General features: G+C 56.7%; 14 protein-coding genes. 8 read left to right on the forward strand and 6 right to left on the reverse strand.

The annotated features are described in order from the left end of the window. Positions 1-23: 23 nt before the first annotated feature. Entirely contained in the window at positions 24-995 is a 972-nt protein-coding gene (gene pfkA / locus PPOP_RS16270) for a 6-phosphofructokinase (RefSeq protein ID WP_006287731.1), read from the reverse strand. A gap of 11 nt (positions 996-1,006) precedes the next feature. After that, the gene (locus PPOP_RS16275) at positions 1,007-2,050 is read right to left on the reverse strand and encodes a tetraprenyl-beta-curcumene synthase family protein (RefSeq protein ID WP_006287732.1); all 1,044 of its coding nucleotides are present in this window, start codon (positions 2,048-2,050) and stop codon (positions 1,007-1,009) included. Positions 2,051-2,370: 320 nt separating this feature from the next. Between PPOP_RS16275 and PPOP_RS16280 the strand changes: the two genes are divergently transcribed. Both PPOP_RS16280 and PPOP_RS16285 read left to right on the forward strand, forming a co-directional pair. Continuing rightward, a complete protein-coding gene (locus tag PPOP_RS16280) occupies positions 2,371-3,564 on the forward strand; it encodes an MFS transporter (protein WP_042229379.1) in 1,194 nt (397 codons plus the stop codon). A gap of 171 nt (positions 3,565-3,735) precedes the next feature. Beyond that, positions 3,736-4,386, forward strand: coding sequence for a nitroreductase family protein (locus PPOP_RS16285; RefSeq protein WP_006287734.1), 651 nt, complete (start codon positions 3,736-3,738; stop codon positions 4,384-4,386). 188 nt (positions 4,387-4,574) lie between these two features. Here PPOP_RS16285 and PPOP_RS16290 read toward each other — a convergent pair whose 3' ends face one another. Continuing rightward, positions 4,575-4,820, reverse strand: coding sequence for a cold shock domain-containing protein (locus tag PPOP_RS16290; protein ID WP_006287735.1), 246 nt, complete (start codon positions 4,818-4,820; stop codon positions 4,575-4,577). Positions 4,821-4,976: 156 nt separating this feature from the next. On the opposite strand from PPOP_RS16290, the gene PPOP_RS16295 reads away from it, so the two are divergent. From PPOP_RS16295 to PPOP_RS16320, 6 genes are all read left to right on the forward strand, one after another. Then, the gene (locus PPOP_RS16295) at positions 4,977-5,210 is read left to right on the forward strand and encodes a hypothetical protein (RefSeq protein ID WP_006287736.1); all 234 of its coding nucleotides are present in this window, start codon (positions 4,977-4,979) and stop codon (positions 5,208-5,210) included. Between the two features lie 51 nt (positions 5,211-5,261). Next, positions 5,262-5,441, forward strand: a complete 180-nt coding sequence (locus tag PPOP_RS16300) for a hypothetical protein (RefSeq protein ID WP_006287737.1) — start codon at positions 5,262-5,264, stop codon at positions 5,439-5,441. A gap of 294 nt (positions 5,442-5,735) precedes the next feature. Next, the gene (gene pepF / locus PPOP_RS16305; RefSeq protein ID WP_006287738.1) at positions 5,736-7,532 is read left to right on the forward strand and encodes an oligoendopeptidase F; all 1,797 of its coding nucleotides are present in this window, start codon (positions 5,736-5,738) and stop codon (positions 7,530-7,532) included. Positions 7,533-7,727: 195 nt separating this feature from the next. Beyond that, on the forward strand, positions 7,728-8,075 hold the full coding sequence (locus tag PPOP_RS16310; RefSeq protein WP_006287739.1) for a LapA family protein: 348 nt from the start codon (positions 7,728-7,730) through the stop codon (positions 8,073-8,075). 60 nt (positions 8,076-8,135) lie between these two features. Next, positions 8,136-9,212 (forward strand): M42 family metallopeptidase, encoded by a 1,077-nt coding sequence (locus PPOP_RS16315; protein ID WP_006287740.1) that lies wholly within the window; start codon positions 8,136-8,138, stop codon positions 9,210-9,212. 152 nt (positions 9,213-9,364) lie between these two features. After that, complete coding sequence (locus PPOP_RS16320) at positions 9,365-10,375, forward strand: acrylyl-CoA reductase family protein (protein ID WP_006287741.1); 1,011 nt, start codon at positions 9,365-9,367, stop codon at positions 10,373-10,375. A gap of 212 nt (positions 10,376-10,587) precedes the next feature. On the opposite strand, the gene PPOP_RS16325 is transcribed toward PPOP_RS16320, so the two are convergent. The 3 genes from PPOP_RS16325 to PPOP_RS16335 all read right to left on the reverse strand — a co-directional run bounded on the left by PPOP_RS16325 (position 10,588) and on the right by PPOP_RS16335 (position 14,984). After that, complete coding sequence (locus PPOP_RS16325; RefSeq protein ID WP_042229397.1) at positions 10,588-12,516, reverse strand: ABC-F family ATP-binding cassette domain-containing protein; 1,929 nt, start codon at positions 12,514-12,516, stop codon at positions 10,588-10,590. A gap of 166 nt (positions 12,517-12,682) precedes the next feature. After that, positions 12,683-13,519, reverse strand: a complete 837-nt coding sequence (locus PPOP_RS16330; protein WP_042229400.1) for a DUF92 domain-containing protein — start codon at positions 13,517-13,519, stop codon at positions 12,683-12,685. Positions 13,520-13,619: 100 nt separating this feature from the next. Next, positions 13,620-14,984 (reverse strand): CapA family protein, encoded by a 1,365-nt coding sequence (locus PPOP_RS16335; protein WP_234399875.1) that lies wholly within the window; start codon positions 14,982-14,984, stop codon positions 13,620-13,622. Positions 14,985-14,996 lie beyond the last annotated feature (12 nt).

The raw sequence follows: 14,996 nt of genomic DNA on the forward strand, positions 1-14,996 counted from the left end.
AGACGGATATGCAGCCCGTTCCCTTATTGAGACAGGCGGGTTGCCAGGTCGTACAGCTCCATATTGAATTCTTTCTTCGTATTGACAACCTTGTCGATGTCGGTCGCCACCAGTTCGCCGCAGATCATGCCGCACGCCTTGCCGGAGTCGCCCTCCATCAGCTTGCGGACCGCGAAGTCGCCAAGGCGGCTTGCCAGAATCCGGTCCGAGGCGGTCGGCGCTCCGCCGCGCTGGATATGTCCCAACACCGTAACGCGAGGTTCGACAGTCGGACATCGCTCGATGATGCCTTGGGCCACGTCTTCACCGCGTCCTACCCCTTCAGCGACGATAACGATGCTGTGGCGCTTGCCTGCTTCGAAGTTATACTTCATCCGCTGGGCCACTTCATCGATATCGAACGGCACTTCCGGAACTAGAATGGATTCCGCGCCGCTGGCCACACCGGCATACAACGCGATGTCGCCGCAGTGGCGGCCCATAACTTCGACGACAGAGGAGCGCTCATGGGAACTCATCGTGTCGCGCAGCTTGTTCACCGCATCTACCACGACGCTGACGGCCGTATCGAAGCCGATCGTATAGTCGGTATAAGAGATGTCATTATCAATCGTTCCTGGAAGGCCCATCGTCTTGATTCCCAGCTTACTGAGCTTGTTCGCGCCTTGATAGGAGCCGTCACCGCCGATCACGATCAAGCCGTCGATGCCGTGAGCGCGCAGAATGTCTGCTCCCTTGCGCTGGCCTTCCTCCGTACGGAATTCCTGACAGCGTGCCGATTGCAGAATCGTGCCGCCGCGCTGGATAATATCTCCGACGCTCCGCAGATCCATCGGACGAATATCCTGATTCAGGAGGCCTTGATAGCCGCGCTGAATACCGAACACCTCGATTCCATTGAATAAGGCTGCCCGCACCACTGCGCGAATCGCCGCGTTCATACCTTGGGAGTCTCCCCCACTCGTCAGGATAGCAATTTTTTTGACATCAGACATGTTGTTTCCTCCTAGTTCTCCTTATGCGTATGCGTATGTTTACGTATCCAACGACTGTTCACCCAGAAGAACAACCGCATCAACGGACTATTCCGCATCAATCGCCGGCATACGTCCTGCACCTCAGCTTGGTCTCGTACTTTAGGATCGGACAGATACAGCGCCAGAAGTCCTTCAATAATCATCCGGTGGAACCGTTCCTCCGGCAGCTTCCTCACCTGCTCCTTCGCCGCTTCCGCGATATGGCCAATCCGGTTCACGACCGTAGATTGGTTCGGGTAGTAATGGCAGAAATTCAGATCTCCGCCCACCCGGTCTTCCTCCTGATCAATCAAATAATCGAGCAGAATGTGAAGCCCGCATACATATGGAAAATAAGCTTCCCGGATGAGTCCGGCATCCTCCCTCGAACGCAAGCCATCTAAAGATGCGGCGAACAATTGGAACACGCCAAGAGTAGAGCCCGTCGCTGCGGCGAACTCATTCCACGTCAATTCCGGGAACTTAGTCTCATAGTCCCGCCACCAAACGAGCAGCGCTTCTTTCCGCTTCGCCGGATCGATATGCTTGTACACCTGAAGATCGGTATACAACCCAACAAGCCAGATGATATCCGCGCGGGCGGCTTCGTAGCCGGGAAGCTGAGCGATACAGGTCCGGCACTTCTCCACCAGTCCCAGCAAATACCCGCCGTCATCCTTGTCTTCTCTCAGAGCATAGTAGTCTGCAAGCGGGCGCTCGGGCTGAACTGCATCCAGCATCGATTGGTGTAGAAGCCGGAAATCATCCGGATCCAGTGAGGTGCTGCGGTCACACAGATTATCTAAATAATCGCTTATCGTTTGAAAAGCTACAATCAACGGAATCATGATACCACGCTTCTCCGGCCGGATGGCAGCGTATACCGCGCCGCCCTGACAGTGAAACTGCTTCGTGGCGATGCTGGCCAAGGCCTGTCTGCGCAGTTCTTCGTTCGGAATATTCTCTGCCCACGCCCGCCAGGTATCCAGTTCGGAACGTACCCCCGGCAGTATGTATTTATATACGCGGTACATGAGCCGCAACGGCCCTCTTGGAGCCACTGAACGGCTAAGCTTGTGATGGTCCAAGAATAACCTCCCGTTCTCCAGTCCTCCACCAGTGGATGCACTCATTTTAGCCAAAACTATTATATTACGAAGTGACTCATTGCACAAACCTTCCCGCGCCGATTTGACTAACTGTGCAGAAGCGACTTTTGCAGTTACTGTATCATTACGGGCCTGGAAAGTAAATGTCATCTGTCGTGAATCTCGCCCCGCATCCCGTAAAAGCATGATATACTATAGCATGCTTTTACTGATGTAATGCTCTTGACTTCGTGGAGGGAACCATCATGTCGCAACTGGTTGTGAAGAACCGTGACGCCCATTGGCTGCGTGCCTTTACCTTTTCCATCTATATGGCGTCATCTGTAGTCGTATCCTATTTGCCGCTTTATTATCAGGCACTTGGGTTTACAAGCGTTCAGATTGGATTGCTCTATTCCATCGGACCGCTTATCTCCATCGTATCCAATCTGTTCTGGGGCTTAATCAGCGATCGGCTCGGCACCTTGAAAAAAGTACTTATTCTGTTGCTGTGCGCCCAAATCATCCTGTCGCTTATACTTAGTCAATTCGCTTCTTTCGGGGCAGTTGTCCCGATTCTTATTCTGTTCTATTTCTTTTATTTTCCGATATTCCCGCTGAACGACAGCTTCTCTATCGTGACGGCGCAAGATCAGGGCAAGAGCTTCATCGGCATCCGGGTGTTCGGCTCGATCGGATTCGCCGCCGCCGCCCTGCTGTTCGGCATGGTGCTGCGTGCAGCAGGCGCCATCTATACGGTATCGGTGGTCGTATTCATCGGCGTCTTGTCGCTCGGCACCGCCTTCTTCCTGACGGACAAGCGGTCATCGATGAAAAAAATGGAGTTCTCCGGGCTGTGGGCCGTCCTCAGACAGCGCGAGGTACTGTTGTTCTTCCTGTTCGTGCTGCTGCTCGCGATCGCGCACCGGTTGAACGAGGCGTTCCTTGGAGTGACGCTGACCGGACTCGGCGCAGACGAATCGCTCGTCGGCTGGGCCTGGATGCTGTCGGCCGTGAGCGAGATTCCGATCTTCTTCCTGCTCAATGCCTTCGGCGATCGCTTCAAGGAGCTCCCGCTGCTCGCTTTCTCCGGATTGGCCTATGCGATCCGGCTGCTGCTCGTGGCCAATCTGCAGGTCCCTGGCGCAATCGTGGCGACGCAGTTGATGCATAGCGTGTCCTTCGGCATTTTTTATTTTGTCGCCGTCCGTTATATTAGCCAGGTTATTCCCGAAGAAACCCGTTCCACGGGACTCGCGCTCTATACGATCGTATGGTCGAGCATCGCCGGTCTGCTGAGCGGCACGTTCGGAGGCATGCTGCTTGAAGCGAATGGCAAAGACATGGTCTTTCATGTCGGAGCGGCATTCGCTGTCGCCGCCTGTACAGGCTTCCTCGCGATGGCTGTTCATTCCCGCTATGCCGAGACAGGGACACGATGGCCGAGGAGCCGCCGATAAGTTAAGGCAAGATGGCGAATTCCACTGCGCAGACCGACGGCCCCAGGAAGCCGGAAATCGTTGCAATCCGACATAGCGGCCCGTATAATATGTTCAGGCCTTAGTACGTGGTACTAAATGATATATGGACGTTTTAAACAACCTCATATGAAGCGAAGGAGAAATGATACGATGACGTTATATGATACTGTGAAGGAAGTCATTCACAGCCGCCGAAGCGTCCGCCGCTTCACGGAGCAAGCCGTCGCCGTCGAAGACGTGAAGGAACTGATCGACTGCGCGCGGTATGCCCCAAGCGACACGAACTCGCAGACATGGGAATTCATTGCGGTCATGAACCGGGAGCGGATTCGGCAGATAGAGCAACTGACCTGGGCCGCGCTGCACGCCAAGGCGGCTGAAGCGGAAGTGCGGGGCCTGTCCAAGGAAGCGCGCCTGCTCGTCAAATCGTTCGGCCCCTATGCCACCGCCTTCTCCGACGCGCCCGTCCTGATCGTTGGAGTGGCGACGCCTTATACGTCCAAGTTCCGTGATCGGATCTTCGATCCGGTTCAACTCGTTCCGAAGACCGTATGGGAGGAAGAGGGCATGAAGAGCAGCTGCCTCGCGCTGCAAAATCTGATGCTTGCCGCCCATGCCCGCGGATTGGCGACCTGCCCGATGACCGGACCCGTGCTGCTCGCCGCCGAGCCGATGAAGTCGTTGCTCGACATTCCGTCGGACCGGCAGGTCAATATGGTGCTCTCGCTTGGTTATGCCGCAGATACGCCGGCCAAGCTTCCACGTAAGCCGGTGGAAGAGATTCTCCGCATTGTCGAGTAACCGGGCGCGATGGTTCCAGCCTTCTATATCCAATCGGTCGGGGCCATAACGTTGCATCGAATCCGGCAGCAGCATTCGTTCCTGCTCATCAAACCGATCAAAAAACAGTCCTGACCTCTCCGGTCAGGACTGTTGGGTAGTGCTATTGTACACTATTTATAAATGAAGGGCCCGCCGAGGGCATCTCATTATAATTTAATGACATTAGCAGCTTGTGGACCACGGTTTCCTTCGGAAATTTCGAATTCTACCGCTTGGCCTTCATCCAAGCTCTTGAATCCATCGCCTTGGATTGCGGAGTAGTGCACAAATACATCGTCACCGTCTTCCACTTGAATAAACCCGTAGCCTTTTTCTGCGTTAAACCATTTTACAGTACCTTTCAAAGTCAAAACCTCCTCACATAATCCACCCTTACAGGTGAATAATGTCATTATACTGGAGGCATATATGGAACGCAACTTTTTTTTGCCAATTCAATTTGATTTTCGCTTACGGCCTGGGTTATCATGATCCATACAAGGATGCGACACGTTGGCAGGCGCTGAATGAAAGCCCTGTCCCCGCGACGTAGAAATGAGGTTTTCATTATGATAAAGAAGCATGTCATTTACAAGCATGATAAATGGAACATGATGACGGTCGAAGTGCAGGGCCGTCATATCGTATTGCGCGAGATATCCGATCAATGGGGAGAAGAGTGCCATAACTTCCTTAGCCGTCCATCACTGATGCAGTGGGTAGAGCGGCGCTTCCCGAAGGAAGACTATCCAGGCAAGGAAGAAGAGTGGCAGGGCATCATGGATGCGTTCAAGCAAGTCTAAGCTTACTTCGCTTCCTAGGCATGATATCCGTTCGATAAAGGCAGGTCGCTTATGAATTCGTCAACCCATATTATTTTCATCATTTTGGCATTCTCGCTCGGAGCGATAATTGTATGGAAAAAGGAGAGCGTGCCGCCTGCCCTTCGCCGCCCGATGGCTATCGCGGCACTCCTGTTCCTCGCCTTTGCCTTTTTCCTGATCGTGTATTCCATCTGGACCGCCGGCGCCTAGACCAGCGACATCCGGAAGAACGTGTTAGACTCTCCCCCTGCCGGCCATACTATTGAAGTATGTTCAACAAGTCACGTTACGCTGGCTTTGTGAACCACAACGACAAGTATGAATCCGGAATAATTCAGGGGGGTTCGGATGAATCGGCAACGTATCCTTAGTATGCTCACCGTCATCTCGGTATTGAGTTCGACATTGGTTCCGGCTTCCGCCATTTCCCGTCGGGAAACGATGGCCCGCACAGCCGCCAATTCATCGAATCCATCGCAACAACCATTTATGAGGAGGCTACATATGCAGCAATTGATGAAACGCTCGGAAGTTCCGCAGGAATACCGCTGGAAGCTGCAAGACCTGTTCGGCTCCCGGGCGGAATGGGATAAGGAATACGAACTCGTGCTTCAATTGGTCGATAAAATGAAGCAATACCACGGCAAGCTGAATGAAGCCGCCGCGCTCAAGGCATGCTTTGAGCTGGAAGACGATATTTCCCTACATGTAGAACGTTTATATGTGTACGCTAACATGAGACATCACGAGGATACTGCCGATCCAGTCTATCAGGCGCTATCTGAGAAATCGAAGCAGTTGTCCGTCAAGCTCAGCGAAGCGCTGTCCTTCCTTACGCCAGAGGTTCTGTCCTTATCCGACGAGGAGTTGGATCGCCTGATTGCCGATCCTTCCCTGGCCGCCTACCGCTTCACGCTCGTCGAGATGAAGCGCCAGAAGTCCCATGTGCTGAACAAAGGCGAAGAAGCGCTGCTCGCGCAGGTCGGCAATATGTCGAAAGCGCCGGAGACGATTTATAGCATGCTGAACAACGCAGACATGAAGTTTCCGAAAGTCAAAAATGAAAAGGGCGAGGAAGTGGAAATGACGCATGGCCGTTACATCCAATTCCTGGAGAATCCCAACCGCGACGTGCGCCGGGCCGCTTTTGAAGGCGTCTACACTACATACCACAAGCAGCGCAACACGATCGCGGCGACGCTAAGCGCCAACGTGACCAAAAACTTGTTCTACGCGCGGACGCGCAAGTATTCGTCCGCCCTGGAAATGTACCTGTTCGGCGACAATATTCCGAAAGAGGTATACAGCAATCTGATCCATACGATTCACAAGCATTTGCCGCTCATGCGCCGGTACATGAAGCTTCGCAAGCAGCTGCTTCAGGTCGACGAGCTTCATATGTACGATCTGTTCGCGCCGGTGGTCGAAGAGTTCGACATGAATATCACGTTCGAGGAAGCGAAAAAGATCGTCAGGGAGAGCCTGAAGCCGCTCGGCGAGAATTACCTAGCGACGCTCCAGGAAGGCTTCGACAACGGCTGGATCGACATATACGAGAATGAGGGCAAGCGAACGGGCGCTTACAGTTGGGGCGCTTACGGCACCCACCCGTACGTGCTTCTGAATCATAAAGACAATCTGAACAGCATGTTCACGCTCACCCACGAGATGGGCCATGCGCTGCATTCGTACTACTCGGACAACAATTTGCCATACCGCGACGCGCAATACACGATCTTCCTCGCGGAAGTGGCATCGACGCTGAACGAGGCGCTGCTGATGGATTACATGCTGAAGAAGACGAATGACAAGAAAGAAAAAATGTATTTGCTCGCCTACTATATTGATCAATTCCGCACAACGGTGTTCCGTCAGACGATGTTCGCCGAATTTGAATTGCTCATTCATGAGCATGCCGAGAAGGGCGAGGCGCTGACGCCGCAGCTCCTGTGCGAAATCTACTATGATCTGAACAAAAAGTATTATGGCGACGATATGATTGTCGATCAAGACATCGAGATGGAATGGGCTCGTATCCCGCATTTCTATACGAGCTTCTATGTGTACAAATACGCAACCGGCTTCTCGGCGGCACAAAGCTTCGCGAAGCAGATTCTCGATGAAGGTCAGCCGGCGGTTGACCGCTACCTCGGCTTCTTGAAAAGCGGCGGAAGCGATTATTCGATCAACATTCTTCACAAAGCCGGAGTGGACATGTCTGCGCCTGCGCCGATCGAGGAAGGCATGAGCCTGCTGGAATCTCTGATTGAAGAAATGGAAAAGATGGCGGCGGAAACATAAACAGGACGGAATGGCGGCTTCCCTTTGGCGAATCCGCCATTTCCTTTTGGCTATAGACGGCTTGTCTATCTGCCGAAAATGCCTACATACGTTTGAACCCAGGAGCCGGGAGCAAGTGAGAACTCGCCTTGTTACAGAAGGAGTCGAATATTATACTGGAGGATAGATATATAGAAATCATGAGGAGGATGCCTGATGCGCATTCAATGGTCCTTGATAGCAGGGCTCATCTTCGCTTTGATTACCGCCATCTTCGCCGTAATCAACGTGAATCCGGTACAAGTCAATCTGTTGTTCGGCACCTTTGAAGTGCCGCTCATCTTATTGATTCTCGGCTGCACGCTGCTGGGCGCCATCATTGTTGGCTCCTACAGCATCTATCTTCAATACCGATCGCAGAAGAAAATTCAACAGATGGAGCAGCAGCTTGCCCGACTGGCACCGGAGGCAGAAGTAACGGAAGCGGAAGTGCCGCTCCCGCCGGCCAACGAGGAGGTTCGAGGATCTGCCGCCGAGAGGCAAAATCAGGATGACTTGACATAGCGGCTTGCTTTCGGCTAACCGTTCCGGCTTATTTCCCAATATTGAGGAGGCATTCGTACGATGAATCAACACTCCCTGTCATCCCAACCACTGCGCGCTGATATTGATGAGAACTATGTCGCTTCCGTGCTGATGGAATTGCTGAACACCCCGTCTCCGACGGGCTACACCCATCACATCATGAAGCGGATTGAAGTTGAAGCTGCGCAGTTCGGTTACTCCTTCGAGCTGACGCGCAAAGGTTGTGGCCTCATTCGCGTTCCCGGAGCGAACCGCGACAGCGGCAAGGTCATCGGCCTGTCCGCTCACGTCGATACGCTGGGCGCCATGGTCCGTTCGGTTCATAGCGACGGCACGCTTCGCCTCACTTCCATGGGCGGATTCATGATGCAGTCGATGGAGAATGAATACTGCCAAATTCATACCCGCAGCGGCAAAGTCTATACGGGTACAATCATGAGCAATCATCCGTCCGTGCACGTATACTCCGATGCCCGCGACTACCGCCGCGAGGAAGCGAACATGATCGTGCGTATCGACGAACCGGTGAACTCGAAGCAGGATACGGAGCAGCTCGGCATCCGCACCGGGGATTACGTATCGTTCGACGCCCGCTCAGTGCGGCTTCCGAACGGCTATATCAAATCCCGCCATCTGGATGACAAGGCGAGCGTCTCCGCCCTGTTCGGCATGCTGGAGAGCATGATGCGCACAGGTTGGAAGCCTCTCCATGACACCGTCATCTTCATTACGAATTATGAAGAAATCGGCCATGGCGCTTCGTACATTCCCCAGGAAATAACCGAAATGATAGCCATCGATATGGGGTGCATCGGCAATGATCTCGCCTGCAAGGAAACCGACGTATCGATCTGCGCCAAGGATTCGTCCGGCCCTTACGACTACATGATGACGGGCCGGTTGATTGCTTTAGCTGAACGGGAAGGAATCGATTATGCCATTGACGTCTACCCGCACTACAGTTCGGATGCGTCCGCGGCGCTGCGGGGGGGCAACAATATTCGCGCCGCGCTTATCGGTCCGGGCGTGCATGCGTCCCATGCGATCGAGCGCACGCATATGAAGGCTGTGCTGAACACGGCCCGGCTCTCTGCCGCGTATATTACCGAAGCATAAGACTGGGGACGGACGCTGCGGGAGGAGGGTGCTCTCCCCTGTCTTCGTTCGGGGTAGGGCCCGCCTGCCCGAGCGCTACCGACATTCCGGAGCACGCAATCTGCCAGTAAGGATGCTGGCACATGAGAAACCTACATGAAGGAGGAATTGGGATGAAAGAACAATTCTCTGCCCTGGTCGTCGACCGGACTGCGGACGGCAATGTCCTCGCAGCCGTTCGCGAGCGGACGCTTGCCGATCTGCCGGACGGTAGCGTGGCGATCCGCGTGGCCTATTCCAGCGTCAACTTCAAGGATGCCCTCGCCTGCTCGGCAGACGGGCATATCGTCAAGAGCTACCCGTTCGTGCCGGGCATCGACCTATCCGGCATCGTCGCCGCCAGCGACGATCCGCGCTTCACGCCGGGACAACGCGTCCTCGTTACCGGATATGAACTCGGTGTGTCGCATTTCGGCGGACTAAGCGAATATGCGCGGGTTCCCGGCGATTGGATCGTGCCGGTGCCGGAAGCGCTAAGCCTGCACGATGCGATGGCCTTCGGCACAGCCGGCCTGACGGCGGCAATGGCTGTCGAGCGCCTGGAGCGGCACGGCTTGCGCCCTGACAGCGGCCCAGTGCTCGTCACCGGCGCCAGCGGCGGCGTCGGCTCGCTGGCGATCGCCATGCTGGCGCAGCTTGGCTGCGAAGTCGTCGCAGCCACGGGCAAGCCGGAGCGGAGCGATGCGCTCCGGCGCCTCGGAGCCGCCAGCGTCGTATCCCGCGACGATTGGCGGCCGGAACGCCCGTGCGCGCTGGACAAGCAGCGCTGGGCGGGCGTCGTGGACGTCTGCGGAGGCGGCATTCTGGCCGCTGCAGTCGCTTCCACGAAGTATGGCGGCGCTGTAGCCGCCACGGGCATGACGGCTGGCGGGGATTGGCCCGCCAGCGTATTTCCGTTCATCCTGCGGGGCATCACGCTCTACGGCATTGATTCCGTCTATGCGCCGCATGAGCTGCGGTTGAAGCTGTGGAGCCGCATGGCCTCCGATTGGCTCGATGCCGTACGCTTCGATGGCTGGGTGCAGGAGCTCCAACTGGAGGAAGTGCCGGTCTACGTGCGAACCATGAAAGAAAGCGGCATCTATGGCCGCGCCGTCGTCCGCCTGAGCGGAGACGGGGAATAGAACGTGAACCCCGGGCTGATGGTTCGCGTTCCTTTCACAACAAGCAACAGATCGAGCGAATCCCCTGCTCGGTCTGTTTTTCGATATGCGTGCCATGGCTAGCATCGGGCCTTCGGCAGTCGTCTACGCCCGGCCCTGTTCATACAGGATAAGGGAAGGGCGAGGCGCAGGATGCGCCACAGGGAATAGGCGGGCGTTGCCTCCCTTTGCTTCTATTTCTCCTTCTGCTTCTCCGCCTCGATCTGTTCCGCCAACTCACTCAAATAAGTCCACCGCTCCAGCAGAGATGCAAGCCGCTGCTGAACCTCGCTTACTTCCTTCATCAATTCCTGCAGCCGTACCGAATCGCTGAACGCCAACTCCATATCCCGCTGGGTCTGCTGAATGCGCTCCTCTGCCTCCATAATATCGTCTTCAATCCGCTCATATTCGCGCTCTTCCTTATAGGACATTTTCAGTCTCGGTTTCCGTTCCGGCCGTTCCGCTTTGCCGGCTGAGGCTGATTCCGTCGGCGTCTGCGCCTTCGGCTCGCCGGACTCCTTCCCGTGCCGCGACTTCCATTCGATATACTCGCTATAGTTCCCGACATGCTGGCGGACGGCGCCATGTTCGAACGACCAGATCCGTTCAGCAACCCGATCAAGGAAATAGCGATCATGAGAGACCGCGATGACGACGCCCGGGAACTCGTCCAAATAATCTTCCAGTACGGCGAGCGTCTGCACATCCAAATCGTTCGTCGGCTCGTCGAGCAGCAGTACATTCGGCGCTTCCATCAGCATCCGAAGCAGCTGCAGGCGTCGCTTCTCTCCCCCGGACAGCTTGCCGATCACCGTCCACTGCATCGCAGGCTCGAACAGGAACCGTTCCAGCATTTGGGCCGCCGTAATCACATGGCCATCGGCCGTGTGAACCGTCTCGGCCGCTTCGCGGATATATTCGTTCACCCGCAGCGACTCGTCCAGCTCCGCATGCTCCTGGGTGAAGAAGCCGATGCGGACGGTCGGCCCAAGCACGATCGAACCGCCGCTAGGCTCGCGCTCGCCGGCAATGATGTGCAGCAACGTCGACTTCCCGCTTCCGTTCGGGCCGATAATGCCGATTCGGTCCTCCGGTACGGCGATATAGCTTAGTCCCTGGAACAGCGACCGATCCGGCAGTCTGGCCTCGAGTTCGTGCAGCTCCATTATTTTTTTCCCGAGCCGGGCGGAGGCTGCCGAGATGTCCACTTGCCCGTTCTGCCCCGGTCCCTCCTGCTTCTGCAGTGCCTCGAAGCGATCGATCCGGGCCTTCTGCTTTGTCGTGCGCGCTCTCGCGCCGCGCCGGATCCAGGCCAGCTCCTGGCGAAGCAGGTTCTGACGCTTGTCCTCTGACGCCGCTTCCCGCGCCTCGCGGTCTGCCTTTAGCTCCAGAAAGCGCGAATAATTGGCTTCATATAAGAACACCCGTCCTCGATCCAGCTCTACAATCCGGTTCGCTACCCGATCCAAGAAATAGCGGTCATGCGTAATCATCAGCAGCGCACCGCTTCGCTTCTGCAGCATCGTCTCCAGCCACGTGACCGTGTCGTTGTCGATATGGTTCGTCGGCTCGTCAAGCAGAAGCAGATCCGACGGATGGATCAGCGCCGCCGCGAGGGCGACGCGCTTGCGTTGGCCGCCAGACAACTCCCCCATCTTGGCTCCGAACTGATCCAGCCCAAGCCGGGACAGAATCGACTTCGCCTCGCTCTCCAACTGCCATGCCTGCAGCCGATCCATATCATCGGTCGCCCGGATGAATGCAGCCTGCGCCGCTTCATCGTCCGGCCGCTCAGCAGCCCATTCCAGCGCTTCTGTATATACGCGCACCGCAGTCATGTCGGGAGCATCTCCGCCCAATACCTGATCCAGAATGGTCGCCTCCGGATCGAATTCAGGCTCCTGCGGCACGAAGCGGATCGTCATCCGGCTTGCGGCCAGCACTTTTCCTTGCTCGGGCTGCTCCCACCCCGCTATTGTACGCAGGAAGGTCGATTTCCCCGTCCCGTTGACGCCGATAATGCCGAAGCGATCCCCTTCTTCAATGCCGAAGGATACGTCCTGGAACAATATTTTATCGCCATAGCTTTTGCCCAGCTCTTCAATCGTCATGATGTACATCTTGCGTTCCCCCATTCCCGTCCTATCTGCTTCCCCTGGCGCTTCGGCATGCCCCGCATGCCACAGCCAAAGGGGAGAACCGACGGTTCTCCCCATCATCTACTGCTACGAATATATCACGAGATCGGCAAGTTGTCGATTTGGCTCCCCCCTGCCTAACGGCGGCTTAGCCTCCGGCCAGCAACCAGATGAGACAGGAGACGGCCGCGCCGGCGCAGGAGCAGAGTAGATTCACCCGATCGTTGTTAAGCCGGCGGTAGCCGCGCACGAGCTTCGTTGCACTTCCGCAATGCGAGGTCCGTTCTGTGTTTGCATCGCATTGCGGACAGCGGTAGCCTGCCTGCCATGTCGCGCCCAGCAGGGAGTCGAGCAAGGACCCGGCCAATCCCCCCAGCGTCCCGGCAATCAGCAGGACGGCCAGCGTACGGAAAGACGTCTCCGATCCAATCTGTAGCGGATCGAACAGCAGGAAGACGACTGCGGCCACCCCGATAACGAAGGCGCCCGCCGCCGACGCCGATGTCCCAAGCAGAGACATGCCGCCGGACGTCCCCGGCGGAACGACCCGGCCGGTTGCGATCGATCGCGGCGGGCGGCGGCTCAGACTGCCGATCTCGGTCGCCCATGTATCGGCGTTCACCGAAGCCATCGCCCCGACGAATAGGGCGACCCAGACGGGATGGGGCGCGATAATATCGGCAAGACAAAGAAGCAGCCCCAAGCCTCCATTGGCGAGCACCTGCCCTGCATCCCGGGTCCCTGATTTTTCATAATTGTCCTCGAAGCGCCCCTTCGCCTTTTTCTTCCACTTGGACCATAGCGTTGACGTCACAAAAAAAGTAAGCAGCAATCCGCCCCAGATAATCGCCCCGCTCCCGCAATAGATCGTTCCCATCACGATGGCTGCTGCGGCGCCGGATCCGGTTAACGACTGCTTCCACCATGCAACCCCGGCCACCAGCAGGCTCCCCAGCAGCCCGATGATCCAGGGGTACCAGCTCATATGCCATCCGACTGCTTCTTGTATCAATCGCACTCCTCCTAGCCCGCCGGTCCATTCTGCGCCGCGATGACGCAGGAGCCAAGCAGTTTTCCGTCCCAGCTTACTTCCAGGCGATCCCCTGCCTGCACCGGTCCGACCCTGCCGGCGTTCCCGTGAAGAGGAGATCTCCTTCTCCGAGCCCATAATGACGGGCCGTATATTCAATCAGCGTATCGAGAGAGAACAGCATCTCCTCAACGCGTCCCTCCGCGTCGATGGATACTTGCTCCGATAGGTTCTCCAGCCGCTGCAGCACGGCCTGCCCCGCTTCCCCTTCAAGCGGAACGGCTTGCCCCAGTTCGGTATAGAACGGAATGACGGCCAGCTCGCATTTCCCCTGATCCGTGCATTCCGCCTGCAAAATGACTGTCTCCCAGGTCGCGGGCTGCATGGCCCGTGTAAAAATAAAGTTTCCCAAACTGTATGCGATCCATTTGCCCTTGTACTGCTCCAGACCTTGTAGGACGTGGGGATGTCCTCCCACGATCAGATCGGCGCCCGCATCAATATACAGGCGGGCCAGTTCCCGCTGGTAGTCCTCCGGGAAGTCCACCTTCTCCTTCCCCCAATGCGCAATGACCACGACGAGATCGGCCTCCTCCTTCGCCTTCGCAACCGCTTCAGCTGCCTTCTCCTTCATCCCGTCATAGGTCGTCGCCAGCCCCGGCTTGTTCTTGCCCGCATACCAGCTCACTTCTGGAACGACGCGGGTGAAGCCGAGGAAGGCGAGCTTGATGCCCTGGCTCTCGAACATGACCGGCGTGAAGGCTTCCTCGGCATTATGCCCTGCCCCGACGTAAGGAAGATGAACGTCCTTCAGCGCGGCGAACGTATCCAGCAGCCCTTCTTCCCCTTGATCCATCGAATGGTTGTTGGCCAGGTTAACGACGTCAATGCCTGCTTCGATCATCGCCTGTGCCATCTGCGGCGATGACTTGTAGACGAATTCCTTGTCCTTAGCCGGGACTCCCCGCACCGTCAGCGGCGTCTCCAGATTGACCGCGGCGATATCCGCTTCCTGGAACCATCGCTTGGCGTGTACAAAAGGAAAGTCGTATCCATGCACCTTCACGACATCTTCGACGCGTCCGGCCGTCATCACGTCGCCGGCGAAGGCAAGGCGGACGCGCGGCTCTTCCTTTGGCTCGCTCCCTGGAAGAGACGCATCCTGATCGGGATGCTCCGTATCCGCGCCCGCCCCTTGGTTGGCGGCGGCGCCGGGGGACGAACCATCTGACGCATCCGCCGGCAGCCCGCGCGCCGGCGGATGCGGCCATGTCGCCTGTTCGCTAAAGAGCCATCCCTGCTGCCAACCGGCGTAGGCCGTGCCGGCGACGATGGCCGCCAGCACGATATTCAGGACAAGCAGCGGGCGGCGCCGTCTCTTTCGCGCGCGCCCTTCGCGTACCTTCCGCGATGGTCTCAATGTTTTGCCCCT

The sequence above is a fragment of the Paenibacillus popilliae ATCC 14706 genome, from assembly GCF_000315235.1.
GTDB lineage: Bacteria > Bacillota > Bacilli > Paenibacillales > Paenibacillaceae > Paenibacillus_B > Paenibacillus_B popilliae.

Excerpts from the sequence above, each read along its gene's own strand:
- pfkA (WP_006287731.1), bottom strand. The coding sequence starts at position 995 with ATGTCTGATGTCAAAAAAATTGCTATCCTGACGAGTGGGGGAGACTCC.
- PPOP_RS16315 (WP_006287740.1), top strand. The coding sequence starts at position 8,136 with ATGAATCAACACTCCCTGTCATCCCAACCACTGCGCGCTGATATTGAT.
- PPOP_RS16300 (WP_006287737.1), top strand. The coding sequence starts at position 5,262 with ATGAATTCGTCAACCCATATTATTTTCATCATTTTGGCATTCTCGCTC.
- PPOP_RS16310 (WP_006287739.1), top strand. The coding sequence starts at position 7,728 with ATGCGCATTCAATGGTCCTTGATAGCAGGGCTCATCTTCGCTTTGATT.
- PPOP_RS16325 (WP_042229397.1), bottom strand. The coding sequence starts at position 12,516 with ATGTACATCATGACGATTGAAGAGCTGGGCAAAAGCTATGGCGATAAA.
- PPOP_RS16285 (WP_006287734.1), top strand. The coding sequence starts at position 3,736 with ATGACGTTATATGATACTGTGAAGGAAGTCATTCACAGCCGCCGAAGC.
- PPOP_RS16295 (WP_006287736.1), top strand. The coding sequence starts at position 4,977 with ATGATAAAGAAGCATGTCATTTACAAGCATGATAAATGGAACATGATG.
- PPOP_RS16320 (WP_006287741.1), top strand. The coding sequence starts at position 9,365 with ATGAAAGAACAATTCTCTGCCCTGGTCGTCGACCGGACTGCGGACGGC.
- PPOP_RS16330 (WP_042229400.1), bottom strand. The coding sequence starts at position 13,519 with ATGAGCTGGTACCCCTGGATCATCGGGCTGCTGGGGAGCCTGCTGGTG.
- PPOP_RS16275 (WP_006287732.1), bottom strand. The coding sequence starts at position 2,050 with ATGTACCGCGTATATAAATACATACTGCCGGGGGTACGTTCCGAACTG.
- pepF (WP_006287738.1), top strand. The coding sequence starts at position 5,736 with ATGCAGCAATTGATGAAACGCTCGGAAGTTCCGCAGGAATACCGCTGG.
- PPOP_RS16280 (WP_042229379.1), top strand. The coding sequence starts at position 2,371 with ATGTCGCAACTGGTTGTGAAGAACCGTGACGCCCATTGGCTGCGTGCC.
- PPOP_RS16290 (WP_006287735.1), bottom strand. The coding sequence starts at position 4,820 with ATGACATTATTCACCTGTAAGGGTGGATTATGTGAGGAGGTTTTGACT.